Source organism: Novosphingobium mississippiense, from assembly GCF_044029535.1.
GTDB lineage: Bacteria > Pseudomonadota > Alphaproteobacteria > Sphingomonadales > Sphingomonadaceae > Novosphingobium.
Map to the genome: position 1 here is coordinate 2,217,789 of NZ_CP147001.1, position 23,140 is coordinate 2,240,928.

At 65.7% G+C, this 23,140-nt stretch carries 16 protein-coding genes; 10 read left to right on the forward strand and 6 right to left on the reverse strand.

Translation table 11 applies throughout. From position 1 onward, the window contains the following. Nucleotides 1–89: 89 nt before the first annotated feature. The 6 genes from WBP06_RS10600 to WBP06_RS10625 all read left to right on the forward strand — a co-directional run bounded on the left by WBP06_RS10600 (nucleotide 90) and on the right by WBP06_RS10625 (nucleotide 7,061). Nucleotides 90–1,487 carry an aspartate aminotransferase family protein gene (locus tag WBP06_RS10600; protein ID WP_395327277.1) on the forward strand — a complete coding sequence of 466 codons (1,398 nt, stop codon included), beginning with the start codon at nucleotides 90–92 and terminating at the stop codon, nucleotides 1,485–1,487. Then, nucleotides 1,487–3,109, forward strand: a complete 1,623-nt coding sequence (locus tag WBP06_RS10605) for an ArnT family glycosyltransferase (protein WP_395327279.1) — start codon at nucleotides 1,487–1,489, stop codon at nucleotides 3,107–3,109. The genes WBP06_RS10600 and WBP06_RS10605 overlap by 1 nt, the downstream gene beginning before the upstream one ends. Before the next feature lie 65 nt (nucleotides 3,110–3,174). Beyond that, nucleotides 3,175–4,170, forward strand: coding sequence for a UbiA family prenyltransferase (locus WBP06_RS10610; RefSeq protein WP_395327280.1), 996 nt, complete (start codon nucleotides 3,175–3,177; stop codon nucleotides 4,168–4,170). Between the two features lies 1 nt (nucleotide 4,171). Next, nucleotides 4,172–4,588 (forward strand): hypothetical protein, encoded by a 417-nt coding sequence (locus WBP06_RS10615; RefSeq protein WP_395327282.1) that lies wholly within the window; start codon nucleotides 4,172–4,174, stop codon nucleotides 4,586–4,588. Continuing rightward, complete coding sequence (locus WBP06_RS10620) at nucleotides 4,585–6,036, forward strand: GMC family oxidoreductase N-terminal domain-containing protein (RefSeq protein WP_395327283.1); 1,452 nt, start codon at nucleotides 4,585–4,587, stop codon at nucleotides 6,034–6,036. The genes WBP06_RS10615 and WBP06_RS10620 overlap by 4 nt, the downstream gene beginning before the upstream one ends. Next, complete coding sequence (locus WBP06_RS10625) at nucleotides 6,036–7,061, forward strand: NAD-dependent epimerase/dehydratase family protein (RefSeq protein WP_395327285.1); 1,026 nt, start codon at nucleotides 6,036–6,038, stop codon at nucleotides 7,059–7,061. Before WBP06_RS10620 ends, WBP06_RS10625 begins: the two co-directional genes overlap by 1 nt. 61 nt (nucleotides 7,062–7,122) lie before the next feature. On the opposite strand, the gene alaS is transcribed toward WBP06_RS10625, so the two are convergent. Beyond that, nucleotides 7,123–9,783 (reverse strand): alanine--tRNA ligase, encoded by a 2,661-nt coding sequence (gene alaS, locus WBP06_RS10630; RefSeq protein ID WP_395327286.1) that lies wholly within the window; start codon nucleotides 9,781–9,783, stop codon nucleotides 7,123–7,125. Between the two features lie 199 nt (nucleotides 9,784–9,982). Here alaS and WBP06_RS10635 point away from each other — a divergent pair, with 199 nt between their 5' ends. Then, entirely contained in the window at nucleotides 9,983–11,797 is a 1,815-nt protein-coding gene (locus tag WBP06_RS10635; protein ID WP_395327288.1) for a DUF885 domain-containing protein, read from the forward strand. 201 nt (nucleotides 11,798–11,998) lie between these two features. Here WBP06_RS10635 and recA read toward each other — a convergent pair whose 3' ends face one another. The 4 genes from recA to smpB all read right to left on the reverse strand — a co-directional run bounded on the left by recA (nucleotide 11,999) and on the right by smpB (nucleotide 16,729). Then, a complete protein-coding gene (recA, locus tag WBP06_RS10640; protein WP_395327290.1) occupies nucleotides 11,999–13,075 on the reverse strand; it encodes a recombinase RecA in 1,077 nt (358 codons plus the stop codon). A 110-nt stretch (nucleotides 13,076–13,185) separates the two neighbouring features. Beyond that, a complete protein-coding gene (locus WBP06_RS10645) occupies nucleotides 13,186–15,621 on the reverse strand; it encodes an ATP-binding protein (RefSeq protein WP_395327292.1) in 2,436 nt (811 codons plus the stop codon). Further along, nucleotides 15,618–16,250: a DUF2062 domain-containing protein gene (locus tag WBP06_RS10650; RefSeq protein ID WP_395327293.1), complete on the reverse strand. Its 633-nt coding sequence runs from the start codon at nucleotides 16,248–16,250 to the stop codon at nucleotides 15,618–15,620. The genes WBP06_RS10645 and WBP06_RS10650 overlap by 4 nt, the downstream gene beginning before the upstream one ends. Then, nucleotides 16,247–16,729 carry an SsrA-binding protein SmpB gene (gene smpB / locus WBP06_RS10655; RefSeq protein WP_395327295.1) on the reverse strand — a complete coding sequence of 161 codons (483 nt, stop codon included), beginning with the start codon at nucleotides 16,727–16,729 and terminating at the stop codon, nucleotides 16,247–16,249. The genes WBP06_RS10650 and smpB overlap by 4 nt, the downstream gene beginning before the upstream one ends. A 277-nt stretch (nucleotides 16,730–17,006) precedes the next feature. On the opposite strand from smpB, the gene WBP06_RS10660 reads away from it, so the two are divergent. Both WBP06_RS10660 and WBP06_RS10665 read left to right on the forward strand, forming a co-directional pair. Then, entirely contained in the window at nucleotides 17,007–18,998 is a 1,992-nt protein-coding gene (locus tag WBP06_RS10660; RefSeq protein ID WP_395327297.1) for an alpha/beta hydrolase family protein, read from the forward strand. A 136-nt stretch (nucleotides 18,999–19,134) separates the two neighbouring features. Continuing rightward, nucleotides 19,135–20,031, forward strand: coding sequence for a hypothetical protein (locus WBP06_RS10665; protein WP_395327299.1), 897 nt, complete (start codon nucleotides 19,135–19,137; stop codon nucleotides 20,029–20,031). A 106-nt stretch (nucleotides 20,032–20,137) separates the two neighbouring features. Here the strand turns inward: WBP06_RS10665 and dapA are convergent, their stop codons facing one another. Next, nucleotides 20,138–21,019, reverse strand: coding sequence for a 4-hydroxy-tetrahydrodipicolinate synthase (gene dapA / locus WBP06_RS10670; protein ID WP_395327300.1), 882 nt, complete (start codon nucleotides 21,017–21,019; stop codon nucleotides 20,138–20,140). Nucleotides 21,020–21,098: 79 nt separating this feature from the next. Here dapA and WBP06_RS10675 point away from each other — a divergent pair, with 79 nt between their 5' ends. Next, nucleotides 21,099–23,063 carry a lytic transglycosylase domain-containing protein gene (locus WBP06_RS10675; RefSeq protein ID WP_395327302.1) on the forward strand — a complete coding sequence of 655 codons (1,965 nt, stop codon included), beginning with the start codon at nucleotides 21,099–21,101 and terminating at the stop codon, nucleotides 23,061–23,063. Nucleotides 23,064–23,140 lie beyond the last annotated feature (77 nt).

The following is a 23,140-nucleotide window of genomic DNA, read 5'->3' on the forward strand; positions in this document are numbered from 1 at the left end:
CTTCGGGATTATAAGGTCCTGTAGATACTGCCGGCCCCCGAATAACCGTAGACTTGGCGCCTGAATGGGAATGTGGGGAGCCGTCCCGCGTGGCGACACAGTTTTCGACGACCGACAGGACGACATCGGATAGCGTATCTGCAGCGACCCGAAGGGACCGCAAGGCCCGGCGCGATCTGCTGACGCTGGCGCAAAGCCTGGCGCTGGACGAAGCCACCGCGCTGGACCTCCACGCCGCCCATCTCGACCGCTATGCCCAGCAATTGGGCGATGTATTGGGCCTGCGCATGATGGACATCGCCAGCGCCCAAGGCTGCGAGATCACGCTGCGCGACGGGCGGCGGGTGCTGGATTTTTCAGGCGGGTTCGGCGCGCTGGGGCTGGGCCACAACCATCCGCGCATCGTCGCGGCAGAACGGCGCTGCCACGACGATCTGGTGCTGGATTGCATCAAGATCGCCCCGCACAAGCTGCAGGGGGTGCTGGCCTACAACATCGCCCGCTTCCTGCCCGAACCGCTGGACGTCACGTTCCTGGCCGTCTCCGGCAACGAGGCGAACGAAGCCGCCATGAAGCTATGCGAACGGGTTCAGACGCCCAAGGGCAAGAGCAAGTTCGTGTTCTTGCAGGGCGATGCCGGACAGGACGGCCAGCCCGGCTTCCTGATGGGGGTGCCCGGCGAAAACGTGATCCATGCGCGCCACGGCGACATCGCCGCGCTGCACGAGGCGATCGAGCGGGAGGGCGGCGCGGAAAACGCGATCATCGCGGTGATCGTGGAGCCGCTGCGCAGCGCCACCTGCGAATCGCCGCCGCTGGGCTACCTGTCCGATCTGGTGGAGGCCTGCCGCGCGGCGGATATCCTGACGGTTTTCGATGAGACGCGGGTGGGCTTGGGCCGCACCGGCCTGTTCTGCGCGTTCCAGCACGAGGATGCGGTGCCCGATGTGGTAACGCTGGCCCGCACGCTGGCAGGCGGCAAGCGAGAGATGGGGGCGATGGTCACCTCTCAGGCGCTGTTCGACAAGGCCTATGGCAACACGCAGGACTGCAACCTGCACAGTTCCAGCTTTTCCGGCATGGGCGAAACCTGCGCCGTCGCCATAGAGGCGCTGAACGTGCTGGCCGAGGAACGGCTGATAGAGCGCGCCGGCGCCATGGGCGCCCACTTGCGCACCGGGCTGGAACGGCTTCGTGCGAAGTATCCCCGCTACATCGCCGCGCTGCGCGGCAAGGGCTGCTTCCAGGCGGTGGAGCTTGCGTTCGGCCAGCAATCCGCCGCCAGCAGCCCGCCGATCGCGGCAGTGGCCGGCGAGCTTTACGAACGCCACGGCATTCTGGCCCACTACCTGCCGGAAGCCCCCGGCGTACTGCATTTCATGCCGCCCCTGATCGTGACCGAGGCGCAGATCGACCGGCTTGTGGCCGCGCTCGACGCGGTGCTGGCGGGCATCGACGGCGCCACGGCGGAAAGGTTGCTGCACTGATGGACATGACGACTTCCGCCGCCACGATGGAGGGCGCGGCGCCGTTCCGCCGCGTTGGAGCGGCCGGCCGCTCCCCGCTTCCTGCCTGGCTCGCCTGCGCGGTGCTGCTGGCCGTGGCGCTGGTGACGTTCGCGTTCAACGTCCATCACGGCATCGGCGTCTATCCGGATTCCACCCGCTACATGGGGATCAGCCCGGTACCCTACGACGCGCCGGTCTATCACTGGATGCTGGTGGGCGGCCACGCGCTGGGCCCATCCCTGCTGGCGACCGCGATGGCGCTGGCGGTGGTGTTCCTGTGCACCAATGTCGTGCTGGTCTTCGCGCTGGTGCAGCGCGCCGGCGGCGACTGGCGCCTGTCCGCCGTCGCCACCGCGCTGCTGATCCTTTCGCCACAGTTCGTCACGCTCCATTCCGGCGCGATGTCCGAAGCGCCGTTCATGACCTTCATGATGGCAACGATGTGGTTCGCGCTGAACTACTTCGAACATGGCCGCCGGGGGGACCTGCTGCTGGCGTCCGTGCTGCTGGGCGTGGCGACGCTGACGCGCTTCACCGGCCCGCCGCTGGGCGCGGCCATCGCGCTGGTGATCCTGGCCCGGCCGGCCACTTCGTTCGGCCGCCGCATCGTCGACTGCGTGCTGCTGGCACTGCCGGGCGCGGCGCTGTTCTTCGGCTGGGTGGTCTGGAGCACCGAGACCGTGGGCCACTCCATCGGCCGCGATCTGGTGTTCTACGGCAACATGGGGCCCAAGCAGTGGCACAACAATCTGGAGACGCTGGCTGCCTGGCTGTTCCCCGACCAGGTGCCGCTGCCGCTGCGCGTGGCGGTGCTGCTGGGGGTGCTGGGTTTCGCGGCGTGGCAGACCGCGCGCCAATGGCGGCGCTGGCGTTCCGCACCTGCGGTGCCGAACCTCTCGCCCGCTGCCGACACGCCCTCGATCGACCTTCGCGCCGCATTCTCGCTGATGCTGGCGATCTTCGTGGTTGCCTACCTCGCCTTCGTCTGGCTTTCCACCTCGCTAGAGGCCAACCTTTCGCTGAACGGGCGCTATGCCCTGCCCGCCTATTTCGGCTTCGTGATGCTGCTGGGCGTGGAAGCCAGCGCCCTGGACCGCAACCGCAAGGGCGAACGCGCGGTGCTGGCCCTGCTGGCGGTAGTGGCACTGGCGGTGATCGGGTCGCACGCGATGCGCTCTGCCGTGCGTACGCACCAGGTCTATGCCAAGGGCTTTGGCTACAACGCACGGATCTGGCGCGAATCGCCCACCATCGCCGCCGTGCGCGCGCTGCCGGCCAATGCGGTGATCGTCTCGAACGGGCCGGAAGTGATCGCCCTGCTGGACGAGCGTCCTGCCCTGCTTTCGCCGCGGGAGCGTGAATTGCGCACCGACCGGCCGGATCCGGGCAACCCGGTGGATCGCCAGATCGCCGCCATCGGCGCGCGCGCCGCCGTGGGCGATGTGCCGGTCTACGTGGTGTTCTTCGACAATGTGGACTGGCGCTTCTACCTCGCGCCCGAAGCCACGCTGGTGCGCGACCTGTCCCTGCGCGCCACCACGCGCCTGACCGATGGGCGCATCTACATCGTGCCGCCCGCACGCCCGGTTCCGCACCCGTGACGCGCGGCCATGATCCCAGCCTTTCGCCATCCCCACCTAGGCCTACGCCCCAGGAGAACCCGCAGATGCCCGCTTCCGTGAGCATGGACAGCCGCACCGCCCGCCTGCGCGATTACCTCAGCCTTGCGCGGTTCGACCATATCTCCAAGCACGTGTTCATCATCCCGGGGCTGATCCTGGCCTATGCCCTGCGCGAACCGTCGCTGCTGGATGCGCCGCAGCGGGTGGTGGTGGGCTTTGCCGTCGCCATCGCCATCGCATCGGCCAACTACGTGATCAACGAGTGGCTGGACCGCGAATTCGACGCGCACCACCCGTCCAAGCACCACCGCAAGGCGGTATCCCTGCAACTCTCGCCCGCGCTGGTCTATCTGGAATATGCCGCCTTCGCCGCGCTGGGCCTGCTGCTGGCCTACTGGATCGGCGGCGCGTTCTTCATCTGCGCGCTGGTGTTCCTGCTTTCCGGCCTGATCTACAACGTGCGGCCGATCCGTTCGAAGGACCGCCCGTTCCTGGACGTGATCTCCGAATCGGTGAACAACCCGATCCGGCTGACGCTGGGCTGGCTGATGCTTGACCCCACCAGCATGCCCCCTGCCAGCCTGTTGCTGGCCTATTGGACCGGCGGCGCATTCCTGATGGGATCCAAGCGCCTGTCGGAATATCGCGACATTACCGCCAGCGTCGGGATCGAGACGCTGAAGCGCTATCGCAAGTCGTTCGGTGGCTACACCGCCGAAAGCCTGATCGTCAGTTGCCTGACGTACGCGATGCTATCCTCGTTCTTCCTGGGCGTGTTCCTGATCAAGTACCGCATCGAATACATGGTGGCCTTCCCGTTCATCACCGGGCTGTTCGGCTGCTACCTCTGGCTGTCGATGCTGCCCGATTCCATCGCCCAGCGGCCCGAACGCATGTTCCGTTCGCGCCGGCTGATGACGATGCTGGCGGTGAACATCTGCGTGCTGCTGCTGGTGACGTTCCTGGACATGCCCAGCCTGGCGTCGCTGACGGATCGCAGCTTCACCCCGGTGGACATGCTGCACGGATCGGGCAAGTGACATGAGCCAGCCCGCCGCCGCCTTCGCGCCCGCCCCCGCTTCACCCACGGCCTTCTCCCGCGTGATCGTGCCGCTGGTGGACAGGCTGGTGGATGACCAGTGCCCCGCCATGCACCCTGCGGAGCGCGCGCAAGTCCAGGACTATGTGCTGGCCACCGTCGCCGGGATGCCGGACTTTTTCCGGCTGGGCTTTCACATGCTGGCCTATCTGTTCGAATATACGCCGGTGCTGCGCGGGGAACGCCGCTTTTCCCGCCTCGCCACCCCGCGCCAGAACCGGCACGTGCTGCGCTGGCGCCGTTCCGCGATCGGTCCGCTGCGATCGATGATCGCGTTCTATGCCAGCTTTTCCGCCTATGGCCTCTACTCGGTGGCCTATCCCGGCGGTGAGGGCGAAAGGGGCAGGATCGCCGCATGACTGCACCGGGGGGTGAAACGATCGACGTTCTGGTAATCGGCTCCGGCCCGGGCGGCGCCGTCAGCGCCACCGAACTGGCCCGCGCCGGCCATGCGGTGCTGATGGTGGAGGAAGGCGGCCACGTGCCCCTTTCCCAAGTTCCGCATTTCTCGCGCGAAGAGATGCTGGCGAAGTACCGCAACGCCGGCGTCAGCGTGGCGATGGGCGGCAGCAAGCTGGCCTGGGTGGAAGGCCGCTGCGTGGGCGGCGGCAGCGAGGTCAATCGCGGGCTTTATCACCGCACGCCGGACTATATCCTGGACGACTGGCGCCGCCGCTTCGGCGTGGACGATCTGGACCTTGCCGGGATGACCCCGCATTTCGAGGCGTGCGAACAGGTCGCACTGGTCGAATACGTGGCCGGGCGGCCGTCCGAAATGTCGCAGATGCTGCACCGGGGGGCGACCGCGAATGGCTGGCATGCGATCGAGACGCCGCGCCTGATCCACTATCGCGGCGACGGCGGGGGGGAGCGTCAGTCGATGTCCGCCACTTTCGTGCCGCGCTTTCTGGCGGCGGGCGGCCAACTCTCGCCCGCAACGCGGATCGACCGGCTGCGGCGCGAAAACGGGATGTGGGTTGCGGAGGGAAGCCGCGTCGATGCCGCCGGCATCCGCCGTGCCGTCTCGTTCCGCGCGCCGGTGGTGATCGCCGCCTGCGGAGCGGTGCAGACCCCTGCCCTGCTGCGCCGATCCGGGCTGACGCGCAATATCGGCAATTCGCTGCGCTTTCACCCGATGGTGAAGGTCGTCGCCGAATTCGACCACGAAGTGAACCGGCCGGACGACTGCGATCCCGTTCACCAGATCAAGGAGTTCGAACCGCGCTTCGGCATGGGCTGTTCGATCAGCAATCCCGCCATGCTGGGCATGGCGCTGACCGGCACGCTTCCGGGCGGCGAGGATGCGTGGGATCTGATTGCAGAGCGGTGGCGCAACATGGGCATCTATTACGTGCAGAGCGGGGTCGGCACGGCATCGGTCCGCAACATGCCGGGCTTTCGCGACCCCTTCGTGCGGATCCGTTTCGCGCAGGAGGAACTGCGAACGCTGGCCGAAGGATTGGCACGACTGGCGCAGGCGCTGTTCGCGGCCGGCGCACAACGCGTGCATCCCTGCATCGCCGGCTATCCCACGCTGAACTCGCCGGCAGACATTGCCCTGCTGCCCGAGACGCTGGCCGCTGCGGATGGTGCCCTCACCTCGGTCCACGTCTTCTCCTCCTGCCCGATGGGGGAGGAGGAAAGCCGCTGCGCCGCCGATTCCCACGGCCGCGTGCATGGTGCCGAGGGGCTCTACATCAACGATGCCTCGCTGCTCTGCACGCCCACCATGGTCAATCCGCAAGGCACCGTCATGGCCGTGGCGCATCGCAATGTGCAGGCGATGATGGCGCGGCGGTTTCACTGATGCTGCATCTGATCACCGGCGGATCGGGCTTCATCGGCGCCCGCCTCGCCGCCCGCCTGCACGCGCGCGGGGAACGCGTGCGCGTGCTGGACATGGTGGACGATCCCGCGCGCGCGGCCGACGTCGAATTCGTGCCGGGCAGCGTCACCGACCCGGCTGTCGTGGCGGCAGCGATGCAGGGCGTGGACGTGGTGCACCACAATGCCGCCCTGGTCGCCCAGTCGGCCGCTGGGCGCGACTATTACCGCGTGAACGAAGGCGGATCGCGCCTCGTGGCCGAAGCGGCCGTGCAGGCCCGGGTGCGCATGGTCATGCATCTCAGCACCACGGCGGTGTATGGATTGCCGCCCCAGGGCCCGATCACCGCCGCCACCGAACCGCGCCCGATCGAGGACTATGGCCGGTCCAAGCTGGCGGGCGAGCGGGCGATGCAGCAGATTTGCGAGGCGGCAGGAATTCCCGTCGTCACCATCCGCCCACGCGTCACGCTGGGTGCGGGGCGGCTGGGCATCTTCGCCATCCTGTTCGACTGGATCCGCGCCGGTCGCCGGGTCTACGTGATCGGAAACGGCAACCAGCGGCAGCAGTTCGTCCATGTCGATGATCTGGTGGACTTTCACATCCACGTGCTCGATCGGGGGCAGCCCGGCACCTGGAACGTGGGTACCGATCGTTTCGGCACCCTGCGACAGGATCTGACCGCGCTGATCACCCACGCCAGTTCACGCTCCCGCGTGACCGGCCTGCCCGTGCGCCCGGCGATGGCCCTGCTCCACGCGCTGCACAGCGTCGGCCTGTCGCCACTGACCGCGTGGCACTACCGCACCTACCACCGCGACTGCCATTTCGATGTCGCCCCGCTGCTGGCGACCGGCTGGTGCCCGCGCTATTCGAACTTCGACATGTTGGAAGAGAGCTACGACTGGTTCCTTGCGCAAAGCGCGACGCAAGGCGACCGCTTCGCCGCCCCCCATCGCCGGATGCTGGAACAGCGCGCGTTGCGCGTGCTGAAGGCCTTTTCCTGAAACGGAAAAGGGCGCCGACACGGTGTGCCGACGCCCTTTCGAATAGCGTGTCCTGAACGGATCAGCCCGCCAGCACGGCCTTCACCGCGGCGATGGCATCGACCGCCTTGTCGCCGTCAGGGCCGCCGCCCTGCGCCATGTCGGCGCGGCCGCCGCCGCCCTTGCCGCCCAGCGTTTCCACGCCCTTGCGGACCAGATCGACAGCGCTGATCGTGCCGGTCAGGTCTTCGGTGACGGCAGCGGCGATGCTTGCCTTGCCCTCGTTCACCGCCACGATCGCGGCAACGCCCGAGCCCATGCGCTGCTTCGCCTGGTCAAGCAGGCCACGCAGTTCCTTGGGATCGAGGCCCTCAAGCACCTGGCCCGAGAACTTGACGCCATTGACCTCTTCGTCGGCCGCTTCGGCCTTGCCCGAACCGCCGCCCAGCGCCAGCGCCTTCTTGGCTTCGGCCAGTTCACGCTCCAGCTTCTTGCGTTCTTCGAGCAGAGCGGTCACGCGGGCCTCGACGTCTTCGGGCGTCGTGCGCAGCACACTGGCGGCACTCTTCAGGGCTTCCTCGCGGCCAACCAGCCACTGGCGCGCGCCTTCGCCGGTCAGCGCCTCGACACGGCGCACGCCGGACGAAACCGCGCTTTCCGAAACGATGCGGAACACGCCGATGTCACCAGTGGCGCGCACGTGGGTGCCGCCGCAGAGTTCGACCGAGTAGGTGTGCTCGCCCGAGGCATCCTTCGACGAGGTGCCCATCGACAGCACGCGCACTTCATCGCCGTACTTCTCGCCGAACAGCGCCATGGCGCCGGCCTCGATGGCGTCTTCCGGCGTCATCAGGCGGGTGAGGACGGGATCGTTGGCGCGGATCTCGGCGTTCACTTCGGCTTCGATCGCGGCAATGTCCTCGGCCGAAAGCGCGGTGGGGTGCGAGAAGTCGAAGCGCAGGCGCTCTGCGGCGACCAGCGAGCCCTTCTGGGTGACGTGGCCGCCCAGACGGTTGCGCAGCGCCGCGTGCAGCAGGTGCGTGGCAGAGTGGTTGGCGCGCACGGCATCGCGGCGCGCCACGTCCACGGTCAGGTTGACGGCATCGCCCACCTTGATCGTGCCCGCTTCCACCTTGCCGACCATCGCATGCAGGCGGCCAAGCGGCTTGGCGGTATCGAGCACGGCGATCTGCAGGCCCGCATTGGTCGCGATCGTGCCGGCATCGCCGACCTGACCGCCCGATTCGCCGTAGAACGGCGTCTGGTTGGTCAGCACGGTCACTTCCTCACCGGCGAAGGCGGACGTGACTTCCTTGCCATCGCGCACCAGCGCCACCACCTGGCCTTCGCCGACGGTGGAGGTGTAGCCGGTGAACTCGGTCGCGCCTTCGCGCTCGGCAATGTCGAACCAGACTTCGCTGTCGGCCGCGGCGCCCGAACCCTTCCACGCGGCGCGCGCGGCAGCCTTCTGCTGCGCCATCGCGGCCTGGAAGCCATCGTCGTTCACGGTGATGCCGCGCGGACGCAGAGCATCGACGGTGAGGTCGTAAGGGAAGCCATACGTGTCGTAGAGCTTGAACGCGGTCTCGCCCGGAAGTTCGCCGCCCTCGCCCATGTCGGCGGTGGCTTCGTCCAGCAGCTTGAGGCCGTTGGCCAGCGTGCGGCGGAACTGCACTTCCTCGCGCTGCAGCGTTTCCTCGATCAGCGGCTGCGCGCGGCCCAGTTCCGGGTAGGCCTGGCCCATTTCCGCCACCAGCGAGGGCACCAGACGGTGCATCAACGGCTCCTTGGCGCCCAGCAGATGCGCGTGGCGCATGGCGCGGCGCATGATGCGGCGCAGGACATAGCCGCGGCCCTCGTTCGACGGCAGCACGCCATCGGCCAACAGGAAGCTGGTCGAACGCAGATGGTCCGCGATCACGCGGTGGCTGGCGCGCTGCTCACCCTGGGCGGCAACGCCGGTCAGGCTTTCGGAGGCGGCGATCAGCGCCTTGAAGGTGTCGATATCGTAGTTGTCATGCACGCCCTGCATGACTGCCGAGATGCGCTCAAGGCCCATGCCGGTGTCGATCGAGGGCTTGGGCAGGTTGCCGACGATTTCGCCGGCCGACTGCTCGAACTGCATGAACACGAGGTTCCAGATCTCGATGAAGCGGTCGCCGTCTTCCTCCGGCGATCCCGGAGGGCCGCCCCAGATGTGGTCGCCATGGTCGAAGAAGATTTCCGAGCACGGGCCGCACGGGCCTTCGTCGCCCATCGCCCAGAAGTTGTCCTTCGTGGGGATGCGGATGATCTTCGATTCCGGCAGGCCGGCGATCTTCTTCCACAGGTCGAACGCTTCGTCGTCCGTGTGGTAGACGGTGACCAGCAGCTTTTCGACCGGAAGCCCCCATTCCTTGGTCAGCAGGGTCCAGGCGTGGGTGATCGCCTGTTCCTTGAAATAGTCGCCGAACGAGAAATTGCCCAGCATCTCGAAGAAAGTGTGGTGGCGCGCGGTGTAGCCGACGTTGTCGAGATCGTTGTGCTTGCCGCCGGCGCGGACGCACTTCTGCGACGAGGTGGCGCGCGGCGCGAAGGGCGTTTCAAGACCCGTGAACACGTTCTTGAACGGCACCATGCCGGCGTTCACGAACATCAGCGTCGGGTCGTTGTACGGCACGAGCGGCGCTGACGGAACGGCCTCATGGCCGTTCTTGGCGAAGTAGTCGAGGAAGGACCGGCGGATCTCGTTGGTCGTGTGCATGACGCGCCGATAATGCAGCCGCGCGGCGGCGGCAAGCGGGTTGCAACAGTCAGACTGTTCGGGAATTGCGATATCTCGTCCGGCGTGGCGGGAACGCCACCGCGCCGGCGCAGGATTGCCTTTCGCCCGGCACCGCGCCTAGGCTGGGCGCGACAAGGGTCGCACCACAGTCAAGACACGCCTTTAAAGGGGAAATTTCATGGATCGCCGCTCGTTCCTGGGTCAGGCCAGCGTGGCCGCGCTGGCCGCCGGGCTTCCGTCTGCCGCCTTCGCCGCTGCCACGGGCAAACCCGCCGACCAGAAGCTGCGCACGCTGCTGGACACGATCTTCACCGATCGCCTGGCCGAAAACCCCGAAGGGGCAACGCGTCTGGGGCTCGACACCGGCAAGAATGCCGCGCTGAAATCGCAGCTTTCCGGCCGCAGCGCCGCCGATGCAGCGAAGGACCTGGCCCGTTCGCGCCACGAACTGGCATCGATCAAGGCGATCGGGCGCGGCGCGTTGGGAGAGGATGCGGCGCTGGATTACGACGTCGTCACCTACCAGCTGGAACGCTCCATCGCCGGGCAGGAAGCCTTCACTTACGGATCCAGCGGCGGCCGTTTCACGCCCTACCTGATCAGCCAGCTGACCGGCGCCTATCAGGATGTTCCGGACTTCCTCGACACCCAGCACCGCGTGAATGACGCTGCGGACGCCGATGCCTACGTGGCGCGCCTTGGCGCTTTCGCCACCGTCGTGGATCAGGAAACCGAACGCCAGCGCGCCGATGCCGCGCGCGGGGTCTTCTCGCCGGACTATATCCTCGACACCACGCTCAAGCAGTTTGCCGCGCTGCGCGACAAGCCGGCGGACCAGACCGGCATGGTTACCGGCTTCGCCGCCAAGCTGGCCAAGGCCGGGCTGCCCGCCGATCGCGCGAATGCGGCAGCGAAGGTCGTGGCCGACAAGGTGTTCCCGGCGCTGGATCGCCAGCGCGCGCTCGTCACCGAACTGCGCGGCAAGGCCACGCATGAGGCTGGCGTGTGGCGCCTGCCCGATGGCGATGCCTACTATGCTTCCGCTGCCGAAGCGGCGACGACGGTACGGCTGAGCGGTGACGAGATCCACCGGATGGGCCTTGATCAAGTGGCGCAGATCAGCGGACGGATCGACGGTATCCTGAAGGCGCAAGGCATGAGCCAGGGCACCGTGGGCGAGCGCCTGGTCGCGCTGAACGAACGGCCGGACCAGCTCTTTCCCAATACCGACGAAGGACGTGCGGCGCTGCTGGCCGAACTCAACGCGCAGATCGTCAAGATGCAGGCACGGCTGCCCGAACAGTTCGCGACGCTGCCCAAGGCGCCGGTGGAAGTACGCCGCGTGCCACCGGCGATCCAGGCCGGCGCGCCGGGTGGGTATTACCAGAACGCCTCGCTCGATGGTTCTCGCCCGGCGATCTACTACATCAACCTGCGCGACACTTTCGATCGTCCGAAGTTCGGCCTGGCCACGCTGACGCATCATGAGGCGGTGCCGGGGCATCACCTTCAGGTCATGCTCGCACTCGAATCGCAGGACATTCCGATGATCCGCCGGCGCGGTGGTTTCAGCGGCTACAGCGAAGGCTGGGCGCTCTATTCGGAGCAGCTGGCCGACGAGATGGGCATGTACGAAGGCGATCCGCTGGGCCAGGTCGGCTACCTACAATCGCTGCTGTTCCGCGCGACGCGCCTCGTCGTCGATTCGGGGATGCACGCCAAGCGCTGGAGCCGCGAGAAGGCGACCGACTACCTGATCGCCACCACCGGCATCGCACGCGGCCGCAGCCAGGGCGAGATCGACCGCTACACCGTCTGGCCGGGGCAGGCCTGCAGCTACAAGATCGGCCACACCATGTGGGTGAAGCTGCGTGACGAAGCGAAAGCCAGGGCCGGCGCGAAATGGGATCCGAAGACGTTCCACTCGGTGCTGCTGAAAGGCGCCCTGCCCTTGGCGGTGCTGGAGACGCTGGTGCAGTCGCGTTACGTGTGAGGTCTGGCCCCGCTTTCTGGCGCGATCTTGCGCGAAGGAAGCGGGGCCCCCGCCTGCGCGGCGGCGGCGAGGGGTTTTACGCTCAGGCGGTTGGCGGTTGGCGGTTGGCGGCTGAATTTTGATCGGATGCGCTGGGTACAAAGAAAAACCCCGGGCCTTGCGGCACCGGGGTTTTCTCATGTCCGTCGAAGATCGCCGGGATTATTCGACGTCGTCGTCCTCCGAGGGGCCGACCATCATCTCTTCGGCCAGACCGTCGGTCTTGGCGCGAATGGCCTTTTCCAGACGGTCGCAGACTTCGGGGTTCTGCTTCAGATAGGTCTTCGCGTTCTCACGCCCCTGGCCGATGCGGATCGAGTCGTAGGAGAACCATGCACCCGATTTCTCGACGATGCCGGCCTTGACGCCAAGGTCGAGGATTTCGCCGATCTTCGAGACGCCTTCGCCATACATGATGTCGAATTCGACCTGCTTGAACGGCGGGGCGACCTTGTTCTTCACGATCTTGACGCGCGTGGCGTTGCCGACGACTTCGTCGCGGTCCTTGATCGCGCCGGTGCGGCGGATGTCGAGGCGAACCGAGGCGTAGAACTTCAGCGCGTTACCACCGGTGGTGGTTTCCGGGTTGCCGTACATCACGCCGATCTTCATGCGCAGCTGGTTGATGAAGATCACCATGCAACGCGAACGACTGATCGAACCGGTCAGCTTGCGCAGCGACTGGCTCATCAGACGAGCCTGAAGGCCAACGTGGCTGTCACCCATCTCGCCTTCGATTTCGGCCCGGGGAACGAGTGCGGCAACCGAGTCGACCACCAGCACGTCGATCGCGTTCGAACGGACCAGCGTATCGGTGATTTCCAGCGCCTGTTCGCCTGTATCGGGCTGCGAGACGATCAGTTCGTCGATATTGACGCCCAGCTTCTTCGCATAGACGGGATCGAGCGCGTGTTCGGCGTCGATGAACGCGGCGGTGCCGCCGGTCTTCTGCGCTTCGGCAATGCAGTGCAGCGCCAGCGTGGTCTTGCCCGAGCTTTCCGGCCCGTAGATCTCGATCACGCGGCCGCGCGGCAGACCGCCGACGCCCAGTGCAATATCGAGGCCGAGCGAACCGGTGGAGATCGCTTCGACCTGCATGGTCTCCTTGGAGCCCAGCTTCATCGCGCTGCCCTTGCCGAACGCGCGGTCGATCTGCGCGAGGGCGGCTTCCAGCGCCTTCTGACGGTCCATCGCTTCCTTTTCCTTGCCTTCCTGGATCAGCTTGAGCTGAGCAGCCATTTCACTTCCCCTTTGCTACCGGCCTGACCGGAAAGGTCAACGTCACGGGGAACGATGTATCCTCTTTGTTCTAGTAGAACAAGAGGGGAACTTTGGCTGTTTTCCGATTTTTAATGCGGCGCGGTCCGCGCCAGAACATCCCCGACTTTTTCGGAAAGCTGCTGCACCGAGAACGGCTTCGGCATGAACCATGCGTTGGCGATGCCGATTTCCTTGCGCAGTTGCTCTTCCGCGTAGCCCGACATGAACAGCACCGGCAGGCCGGGCGCGATGCGGCGAATCTCGCGCGCCATCGCCGGGCCATCCATCGTCGGCATCACCACGTCGGACACCACGAGGTCGAATCGGCCGCCCTGCTGCACCAGCTCAAGGCCTTCCTCGCCATCGCGCGCGCAGGTCACCTGATAGCCCTGCCGGGTAAGCGCGCGTTCGGCGACCACGCGCACCGGATCCTCATCCTCCACCAGCAGGATAGAGCCGCCGCCGGCCCATTGGCTGGGCGGCGCCTCATCCTTGATCGCTGGCACGGCAGTCTCACCCGGCGCCATGTGATGGACCGGCAGATAGACCACGAAACGGGTGCCGAGGCCCATTTCGCTTTCCGCGAAAATGAACCCGCCGGACTGCTTGACGATGCCGTAGACGGTCGAGAGGCCGAGGCCGGTGCCCTTGCCCTGTTCCTTGGTGGTGAAGAACGGCTCGAAGATCTTGCCCAGATGTTCCGGCGGAATGCCGCTGCCGGTGTCCTGCACGATCAGGGCGGTATAGTCGCCGGCCGGAATGATCTCGCTGCGCATGGCCCGCACGTCGGTGGTGGTGACGCGGTGGGTGGCGAGCGTCAGTGTGCCCGAACCGTCCGCCCCCTTCTTCATCTGCATGGCGTCGCGCGCATTGACCGCAAGGTTGACGATCACCTGCTCCAACTGCGTCGGGTCCGCACGTACCGGGCCAAGGTCGCGGTCATGCGTGACGACCAACTGGATCTTCTCACCGATCAGGCGGCGCAGCATCTGCGATACGTCCGCCACCACATCGGGCAGCTGGAGCACTTCGGGCCGCAGCGTCTGCTGGCGCGAGAAGGCCAGAAGCTGGCGCGTCAGCGAGGCCGCGCGGTTCGAGTTGGCGCGGATCTGCTGAATGTCGTCATAGTCGGAATCGCCCGGCGTGTGACGCATCAGCATCAGGTCGCACGTGCCCAGGATCGCGGTCAGCACGTTGTTGAAATCGTGCGCAACGCCGCCGGCAAGCTGGCCCACGGCCTGCATCTTGGTGGCCTGTGCCACCTGCCGTTTGAGGCGCGTCTCCTCCGAGGTGTCGGTCAAGCCCAGCAGCACCGCCGCCTCTCCCAGTCCGCGCACGCCGGCCAGGCTGAGCGAGACCGGATCGTCGGGCAATTCCGCCAGTCGCACGGCGATGTCGCCCGCCGCCGAAGGGCCTTGCGCGAAGCGACGGATCGCTTCGGACAGTGCGCGCTTGTCTTCGCGGGTGACGAGGTCGGTCGGATAAGTCGGCGGAAGATGCCCTTCCCGGCCGGCCGCGCGCATGAACGCGGGATTGGCGAAAAGCAGGCGGCCGTCGCGATCGGCCATGGCAAGGCCGAGCGGAAGCTGGCTGAGCAGTGCCTCCAGATGCGGTGCCGCGGTGCCGCCGCTACTGCCCGAACCGATGCCCTGCCCGGCCTCCACCGCCAGCATCAGCGACGGGGTGATATTGGGGTCCGGGTCGCCGGGAAGGTCAGGATCGGCCACCGGCACGTGATAGAGCACCAGCGGTCCGCCGCGCCCGCCCTCACGCGCCCAGCCAATCCGCTCCCCCTCTTCCTGGCTGAGCAGGGACACGAAATCGAGGCCGGTCATATCCGCCAGCGCATCGCCGGTCGCGCGCTGGGCAAAGCCGGCGCTGGCGGCGCGGATGGTGCCATCCGGATCGACCAGGGCAGCGGAAATGCCGGCGCGGGCCAGCCCCTTGCCCAGCTTGCCGTCCACCTGCTTCACCAGATCGCCCACCAGATCGACCGCGCTGACCGGCTGGATGCGCCAGACCAGAAAGTCCTCTCCCCGGCCGGACCGGCGCACTTCGATGCGCCAGTCGGTATCGACACCGCCGCCTATCGCACCGCGCACCTGTGCAACGCCCTGCCCGTCGCGCCAGACGGAGCGGACGAGTTCGGCGATCTGTTCGTGCGCGGCGTCGCCCAGGGGCAGACGCGCAGGGTCATGGCCGACCCCGAACCAATTCTCGTAACTGGCATTGGCGCAAGTGAGACGGCCCGCGCGATCGGTCAGCGCGATGGCCATATCGTCACGGTCGATCGCGGCGACCGTCACGGACCAGTCCGGCAGCGCGAACTCGGCTTCGGCAACGTCCACGCGCCGGTTGGAAATCATCCAGGCAAGGCCGGCAAAGACCAGCAATGCACCGGCCAGGATCGCTGCGAGCAACCCGTCGCCGCTTACCAGCCAGACCAGCGCGACACTTCCCGCCAGGGCCAGCCCGATCACTCCCGCTTCGGACAACCTGCCGGTGTGCTGCTGGCCTGCGTTCATGCGATCCCTTCCCTGTCGCCAGTCCTGTCAGCAGCCCTATCGGCGGCCGTTTCCTCAACCTCCGGGCTGACGGCCCGGAATGGCGCGCGGTTGCGGCGCGCGCGATGCTTGCGGCCGATCCAGTAGCGCCAGAACCACACCGTCAGGAAATAGCTGACGACGGCAGCGATCACCGACTGGATGAACAGCCCGATCAGCACGGCCGGCGCCGTGTCCGACAGCATCCAGCCGCGCCATTGCGCCAGGCTTGCGCCTTCCCGCACCATCGCCTCCACCGTCGCGATGTCGGCGTGGTATCCGAAGCTGTTGCCGATCGCCACGGCCACCGGCAGGATGATCAGCAGGGTCGTCACCGGATTGGAGATGAAGGTGATGGCGGCGGCCAGCGGGATATTGCCGCGCACCGGCACGCACATCAGCGCGGCGCCCACGATCTGGACGCCGGGGATCAGCGCGAAGATGCCGATGAACATGCCCACCGCCACGCCGCGCGGCACCGAGCGGCGGGTGAAGCGGAACAGTTCCGGCCGGCGCGTGAACGGCGCGGTGAAGCGGTTCGCCTCAAGCTGCGCGTGCGTGGGCATCTGGCCATGCAGCCACGCGCCCAGGCGGTGGAGCAGCGCGCTCATCCGTGTTCGCGCAGGATGCGGCCCTGTTCCCGCTTCCAGTCGCGCTCCTTGACCGTATTGCGCTTGTCCGCCGCGTTCTTGCCCTTGGCCAGCGCCAGTTCCACCTTGGCCCGGCCGCGCCCGTTGAAATAGACCGACAGCGGCACCAGCGTCATGCCCTTGCGCTCTACCGAGCCTTGCAGGCGCGAAATCTCACGCTCCTTCAGCAGCAGCTTGCGCGGGCGCTTGGGCGTATGATTGAAGCGGTTGCCGTGGCTGAATTCGGGCACGTTGGAATTGACCAGCCAGCATTCGCCGCCCCTGATCTCGGCATAAGCCTCGGCAATCGAGCCCTCGCCAAAGCGCAACGATTTCACTTCGGTGCCGGTCAGGACGATGCCGGCCTCGAAGGTCTCGTCGATGTGATATTCGAAGCGCGCCCTACGATTTTCGGCGACGGTCTTCTTCTTGTCGAATGTAGTGTGCTGCGGGCGTGCCATATCGAACCGGCATTTAGGGATTCGCGCGCGAAAAGGAAACGCCCGTTTAAGCGATTTGCGACCGTATGGCCGCGCCGCCCCACGGATCGCGAGGACAATCGGGCGGGAAACGCGCGACAATCGGCCGGAATCGGCGAAGAAAACCGCCATCGCCCCCGCGCAACTTGGCAAAAGACCGAGGATAACAAGTATTTAATCATGCCGGCACGGCAACGCCCCCTTGCCGTTTCATGGCGGCATGGAAATAGCGGAGATATCGAAGGGGGAATTTTCGAAAATGAAGTCACGGAGTGCATGGGCGCTGGCGGCGCTCACGTCGGCCGCATGGCCGGTTCTCGCAGCGTCGGGGCAAGCAGCGCTGGCGGCCACGGTGGAACAGCCTGCGGCCGCGCCGGCCGTGGCAGGCCCGCCGCCGCTCGATGCCTATGGCGAGTTGCCGCGCGTGGAAGACGCGGCGATTTCGCCCGATGGCCACAATATCGCCAGCATCTCCCGCGTGGATGGTGACCGCCGCCTTGTCGTCATCGACGAAGAGGGCAAATTCCTTCGCAATGCCTCGACCGGCGCAGGCAAGGTCCGCGCCATCGAATGGGCCGACAGCGACACCATGTTGCTGACCACCAGCGCCACCGTGTCGCTATTCGGATTCGCGGCATCCAAGTACGAGATGAGCGGCACCTTCATCATCCCGACCAAGGGCGGCACCGCCGAACTCGTCTTCAGCAAGACCAAGTCGGTGGCGGATACCACGCGCGGCCGATACGGCATCCGTTCGATCGACGGCAAGACGGTCGGCTTCTTCGGCGGCATCGCGCTCGACACGTCCGGGCCGGAGGCGCAGTTCATCCATGGCCGCACCACGCTCTACGCCGTGGACATCAAGACCAATCGCCCGCGCACCGTCGCCGCCGCCCCGGCGGAGGATCACTGGCGCGACTGGCTGATCGACGGCAACGGGCAGGTGACCGTGGTGCTGGACATCGATGAGAACAAGGGCACCTGGAAGATCACCGTGCCCAGAGGCGCCGAACTGGCGCGCGGCGTCGCCCCCACCGGCCAGGTCAGCCTGATCTGCTTCGGCAAGGACGGCACCACCGCGATCTACGCGATCGACGACAGCGAAGGCACCTCGCGCTGGTACGAAGTGCCGCTGACCGGTGGCGAAGCGCATGAACTCCTTCCTGACGACAAGATCCAGCGGATCTTCGTCGACCGTGCCTCCGGCAACCTGCTCGGCTACCGGATCGATGCCGAACAGCCGAAGACGGTGATGTTCGATCCCGCCAAGCAGACCGCGCTGGACAAGATCTTCAAGGCCTTCGCCGGTCGCGATCCGCATCTGGTCGACTGGACGCCGGACTTTTCGAAAGTGCTGCTGAGCACCAGCGGCAACAAGGACAGCGGCACCTGGTATCTCGTCGACGTGCGCGGGCGGCGGGCAGACCCCATCGGCGAGGAACGGCCCGACATCGCCCCGGAGCAAGTCGGCGCGATCTCGGTCGTCAACTACAAGGCGGCGGACGGGCTGGAGATGGATGGCGTGCTCACGTTGCCGCCGGGCCGGGAAGCGAAGAACCTGCCCATCGTCGTACTGCCCCACGGCGGCCCGGCTGCCGAGGACAAGCCCGAATTCGACTGGTGGGCGCAGGCCTTCGCCTCACGCGGCTATGCGGTGTTCCAGCCCAACTTCCGTGGCTCCACCGGCCGCACCGACACGTTCAAGAATGCCGGCGATGGCCAATGGGGCCGCAAGATGCAGACCGACATCTCGGACGGTCTGGCTGAACTGGTGAAGCGCGGTGTGGCCGATCCCAAGCGCGCCTGCATCGTCGGCGCCAGCTATGGCGGCTATGCCGCGCTGGCCGGCGTGACGCTGCAACAGGGCCTCTACAAGTGCGCCGTTTCGGTGGCGGGCATCGGCGACGTGAAGCTGATGTACGATACCGACATCCGGGAAGACGGCGATTCGCAGATGACGCGCAAGGTCCTGCGCAAGCAGTTGGGCGATCCTTCCGGTTACGACGCGATCTCTCCCCGCCGCTTCGCCGCCAAGGCCGATGCGCCGATCATGCTGATCCACGGCAAGGACGATACCGTGGTCGCCTATCGCCAGAGCACGATCATGGCCGATGCCTTGAAGGACGCGGGCAAGCCTTACGAGATGGTAACGCTGGCCAGCGAGGATCACTGGCTCTCCCGCGAGGAGACGAGGAAGCGCATGCTCTCGGAAACGATGCGCTTCGTGCAGAAGTACAACCCGGCGGATTGAGGAGGCACGAACGGAAAGTCGGCTTTCGGCAATTGCCGACTGAAAGCCGACTTTCCGGCCCCTGAAACATTGGCTGCCTAACCAAAATTGGCCACGCGCAGAACCTGGCGCTGAGCAGAGATGGGAATGTATCGCGGTGTCGAATCTGGCGGGCAATTCCTGGGGTTTCGTCTTATCGTTCTTATGGATTGCGGCCGTCATCATCGGGTCCGCACTGTTTCGCCGTTCCCGAGGTAAACCGTTATTCCCGAAAGCTCCTGAAAACGCTCAATTTGCGGAGAAAGGTCGCTCGGGAAGATCACTTGGCGGGCTAATCTCGAGGGTCGGTGGCGCTCGCAATTGCCTGCTGGTCTTTGTTTGTGACGATCGTCTCATCGTGACGCCCCAGTTTCCTTTCAATCTCATGTTTCTGCCTGAGATTTACCGCCTCGATGTTGACGTTCCGATCGATACGGTCACCAGCATTACGCCGATAGGAGGTCTCTTCCGCAAGGCCCTCAGGATTGAGTTCGGGCAGAATGGTGTGCCGCCTGTCGAGCTTTTCGTGCACAATGAAGATCGCTTCATAAGCGCCTTGGGCAGGAAAACCCTGAACGATGGCAGCCGGAACGTTGAAGCCCCTCTTCGAGCAAAAAAGCCCAGAAAACTCACTACCATGAGGTGCTTCTTCGCGATTTGGAGTACGGGTGCATTGTTCGCCTCCGCAACTGGACTGCGAGAAGACCTGCGCTTTCGCCGGGAAGGTGCCATCGCAATCGCCACATTTGCCAATCCAGATGAACAGATCGACGGGCAAACGAAGATGGGCGTCCTAACCTATGAAGTGGCAGGTGCCAGTTACCGTATCGACTCCATCTGGGGAGTAGGTCTGTTCAAGATCGGCGATCGCGAGAATGTATACTTCACACCCTCTGATCCGCAGAATGCCCGAGAAAGCGACAACTTTCATTTCGATCTGTTGTGGCTGGGCCTTGGGACAGCGACCTTGGCCATTGCGCTATTTGCCGGGGTCATCGCCAAGCGGATTTGGTGAGATGCGCGGTCATTCCTGACGACGCTTGGCGGTAATTCTAGCAGAGGAACAAGAAAAGGGCGCCGGTTCGCACCGACGCCCTTTCCCATTCCGTAGAACAATCCGCTCAGACCAGACCGGCGTGCACCAGCGCATCATCCACGGCCTTGCGGGCCTTGTCGCCGCAGGGGACCAACGGCAGGCGCAGTTCGTTTTCGATCCAGTCGTGCACTTGCGCCAGCGCGTACTTGCACGGGCCGGGCGAGCTGTCCTCGAACATGGCGTAGTGCAGCGGGTAGAGCAGATCGTTGAGGCGGCGCGCTTCCTCAAGGTCGTTGGCCGCGCAGGCTGCCTGGAATTCGGCGCAGAGCTTCGGTGCGACATTCGCGGTCACCGAAATGCAGCCGACGCCGCCGGCCGCGTTGAACGGCAGCGCCAGTTCATCGTCGCCCGAAAGCTGGCAGAAGTCCTTGCCGATGCCCATGCGGTGGTCGGTCACGCGCGAAAGATCGCCGCTGGCGTCCTTGATCGCGACGAAGCGGTCCGGGTAGCGGCGCGCCAGTTCGATCACGGTTTCGGGCAGCAGATCGGTCACCGTACGGCCGGGCACATTGTAGAGTACGATCGGCAGGTCGTTATGCTCGGCCAGGTAGCTGAAGTGGGCCAGCAGACCCTCCTGGCTGGGACGGTTGTAATAGGGCGCCACCAGCAGCGCGGCCGATGCGCCGCACTTCTTGGAGAAGTTCATGTGCAGCAGCGCATTCATCGTATCGTTGCTGCCGCAGCCGGCGATCACGGGCACGCGGCCGGCCGCCTGCTCCACGCAGAGTTCGATCACGCGATGATGTTCGGCGTTCGACAGTGTGGAGTTTTCACCGGTGGTGCCGCAGGGCACAAGGGCAGACGAACCCGAATCAATCTGCCAGTCCACCAGCCGCCGAAAGGCCTGCTCATCGAACGCTCCATCGCGAAACGGTGTAACAAGAGCAGGAATAGAGCCGGAGAACATGGACTTTACCTCAGCTGGCGTTCATTCATCGGACGATCGGTCCCGACGTTCAGCGCCTGATAAGGAGCCTTTTCCCCAAATGTCCAGCATGCAGCGTGCCGCCCCCCTCATCCTGCTTGCTTCGACGTTCCTTTCCACGACCCCTGCCTTGGCGCAGGATGGCCGGGAATGGGATGTCGCCAAGGCGCAGCAGATGCAATCGCACGACATGAGCGTGCACCAGTCCATCGACCGCTGGAGGCAGCTTACCTCTACCGACGCGCTCGATTTCGGAACTTATTCCAACTTCCTGATGACCTATCCGGGTTATCCGCTGGAAGACCGCCTGCGCAGTTATGCCGAAAGGGCGCTGACCCGCTATCCGGCAGACGCCAATTCCACCGTCGCCTTCTTCACGCGCTTCCCCCCGCTTTCCAGCGAGGCGGCCGGGCGCTACGCCGTGGCGCTATCGACGTTGCAGCGGTCGGATGCCGCGCAGAAGGCGGTTGCCGCCTGGCGCGGCGGCAGCCTGGCGCCCGATGACGAGGCGCGGCTGATGTCGATGTACGGTTCGCGCTTCACCCAGGCCGATCACGACGCCCGCATGGACGAACTGCTGTGGCAGGCCCAAACGTCGCAGGCAGAGCGGCAGATTTCCTTCGTTTCCACGGCCAATCGTCCGCTGTTCATGGAACGGCTGTCGATGCTGCAGGGCTCTGCCCCCGGCACCATGGGTCTGACGCTGACGCCGCAGATGAATGCCGACCCCGGCTATGTCTATGCCCGCGCGGTGCAGGCGCGAAAGTCGGGCAATCTGCCGGGCGAGATCGCGCTGCTGTCCAACCGGCCGCCGCTGTCCAAGCCGGTGCCGGAACCCGAAAAGTGGGTGCGTGAGCTGCTGAACGCCGCGCGTAGCGCCGGCTCCGATTCCGCAGTGCGGATCGCCAGTTCGATCGACGATGCCTTCCCGCCGGGCACCGACATCTCCAAGCTGTCCTACCGCCTGCGTGACGATTACACCACGCTGGTCTGGCTGGGCGGCACCAAGGCGCTGTGGTCCCTGGGCGATGCGCACCGTGCCGCGCCGCTGTTCTACCGCTATGGCGCGGCAGCGCAGACCCCCGGCACCCGGTCCAAGGGCTTCTACTGGGCCGGCCGCGCGCTTTCGCAGGCGGGCGATGCATCCGGCGCCAACCGCTATTTCGAGATGGCGGCCGCTTACCCGCAATACTTCTACGGCCAGTTGGCACTCGAACGGCTGGGCCGCCCCCTGCCGGACCTGGATACAAAGCCGCGCGGGATGCCTACGTCCGCAGAGCGCAGCGCGTTCATGGCCAAGCCGATCACCAAGGCCGTGCGCGACGTTGCCCGCGATGCCGACTGGAAGACCGGCGTGCAGTTCTTCAAGGAAATCTCCGACCAGGCGCAGAGCGAGGCAGACCATGTCCTCGTCGCCGATCTGGCGCGTGAGATCGGCCGCCGCGACCTTGCGGTGATCCTGGGCCAGAGCGCCCATGCAGATGGCTACGGCGATTTCGGGCAGATCGCCTATCCGATGATCCCGACGCCGCCGGGCGCGGACTGGACGATGGTGCACGCCCTCACCCGTCAGGAAAGCCAGTTCGCGCAGAACGCCTTGAGCCATGCCGGCGCGCGCGGGCTGATGCAGCTGATGCCGACCACCGCGCGTGAGCAGGCCGGTAAGCTGGGTCTATCCTATGACGACAGCCGGCTGGTCAGCGATCCCACGTACAACATTCAGTTGGGCGACGCCTATTTCGCGCGGATGCGCAATTACTTCGGCGGATCCTACCCGCTGGCCATCGGCGCCTACAATGCCGGTGCGGGCAACGTGAACAAGTGGCTGGCCGCCAACGGCGATCCGCGCATGGGTTCGGTGGATTGGGTGACCTGGATCGAGCAGATCCCGATCTACGAGACCAAGAACTACATCCAGCGGGTGCTGGAAAACGCCGTGGTCTATCAGGCGATCTATCCGGAAAAGGCCGGCGGTCGCAGCAGCATGCCGTTGAGCCGGCTGATGGGCAAGAACACGCCGGGTTGAGAGGGCGTCGCCTTCAGGGCGCCCTCATCCGGCATACGCACATCATCCTGATCCAACCACCTCGTCGCCCCCGCGAA

What these genes read in the sequence shown, in the direction of transcription:
- WBP06_RS10605 (WP_395327279.1), top strand. Translation starts at nt 1,487, where the DNA reads ATGGACATGACGACTTCCGCCGCCACGATGGAGGGCGCGGCGCCGTTC.
- WBP06_RS10610 (WP_395327280.1), top strand. Translation starts at nt 3,175, where the DNA reads ATGCCCGCTTCCGTGAGCATGGACAGCCGCACCGCCCGCCTGCGCGAT.
- WBP06_RS10615 (WP_395327282.1), top strand. Translation starts at nt 4,172, where the DNA reads ATGAGCCAGCCCGCCGCCGCCTTCGCGCCCGCCCCCGCTTCACCCACG.
- WBP06_RS10620 (WP_395327283.1), top strand. Translation starts at nt 4,585, where the DNA reads ATGACTGCACCGGGGGGTGAAACGATCGACGTTCTGGTAATCGGCTCC.
- WBP06_RS10625 (WP_395327285.1), top strand. Translation starts at nt 6,036, where the DNA reads ATGCTGCATCTGATCACCGGCGGATCGGGCTTCATCGGCGCCCGCCTC.
- alaS (WP_395327286.1), bottom strand. Translation starts at nt 9,783, where the DNA reads ATGCACACGACCAACGAGATCCGCCGGTCCTTCCTCGACTACTTCGCC.
- WBP06_RS10635 (WP_395327288.1), top strand. Translation starts at nt 9,983, where the DNA reads ATGGATCGCCGCTCGTTCCTGGGTCAGGCCAGCGTGGCCGCGCTGGCC.
- recA (WP_395327290.1), bottom strand. Translation starts at nt 13,075, where the DNA reads ATGGCTGCTCAGCTCAAGCTGATCCAGGAAGGCAAGGAAAAGGAAGCG.
- WBP06_RS10645 (WP_395327292.1), bottom strand. Translation starts at nt 15,621, where the DNA reads ATGAACGCAGGCCAGCAGCACACCGGCAGGTTGTCCGAAGCGGGAGTG.
- WBP06_RS10650 (WP_395327293.1), bottom strand. Translation starts at nt 16,250, where the DNA reads ATGAGCGCGCTGCTCCACCGCCTGGGCGCGTGGCTGCATGGCCAGATG.
- smpB (WP_395327295.1), bottom strand. Translation starts at nt 16,729, where the DNA reads ATGGCACGCCCGCAGCACACTACATTCGACAAGAAGAAGACCGTCGCC.
- WBP06_RS10660 (WP_395327297.1), top strand. Translation starts at nt 17,007, where the DNA reads ATGAAGTCACGGAGTGCATGGGCGCTGGCGGCGCTCACGTCGGCCGCA.
- dapA (WP_395327300.1), bottom strand. Translation starts at nt 21,019, where the DNA reads ATGTTCTCCGGCTCTATTCCTGCTCTTGTTACACCGTTTCGCGATGGA.
- WBP06_RS10675 (WP_395327302.1), top strand. Translation starts at nt 21,099, where the DNA reads ATGTCCAGCATGCAGCGTGCCGCCCCCCTCATCCTGCTTGCTTCGACG.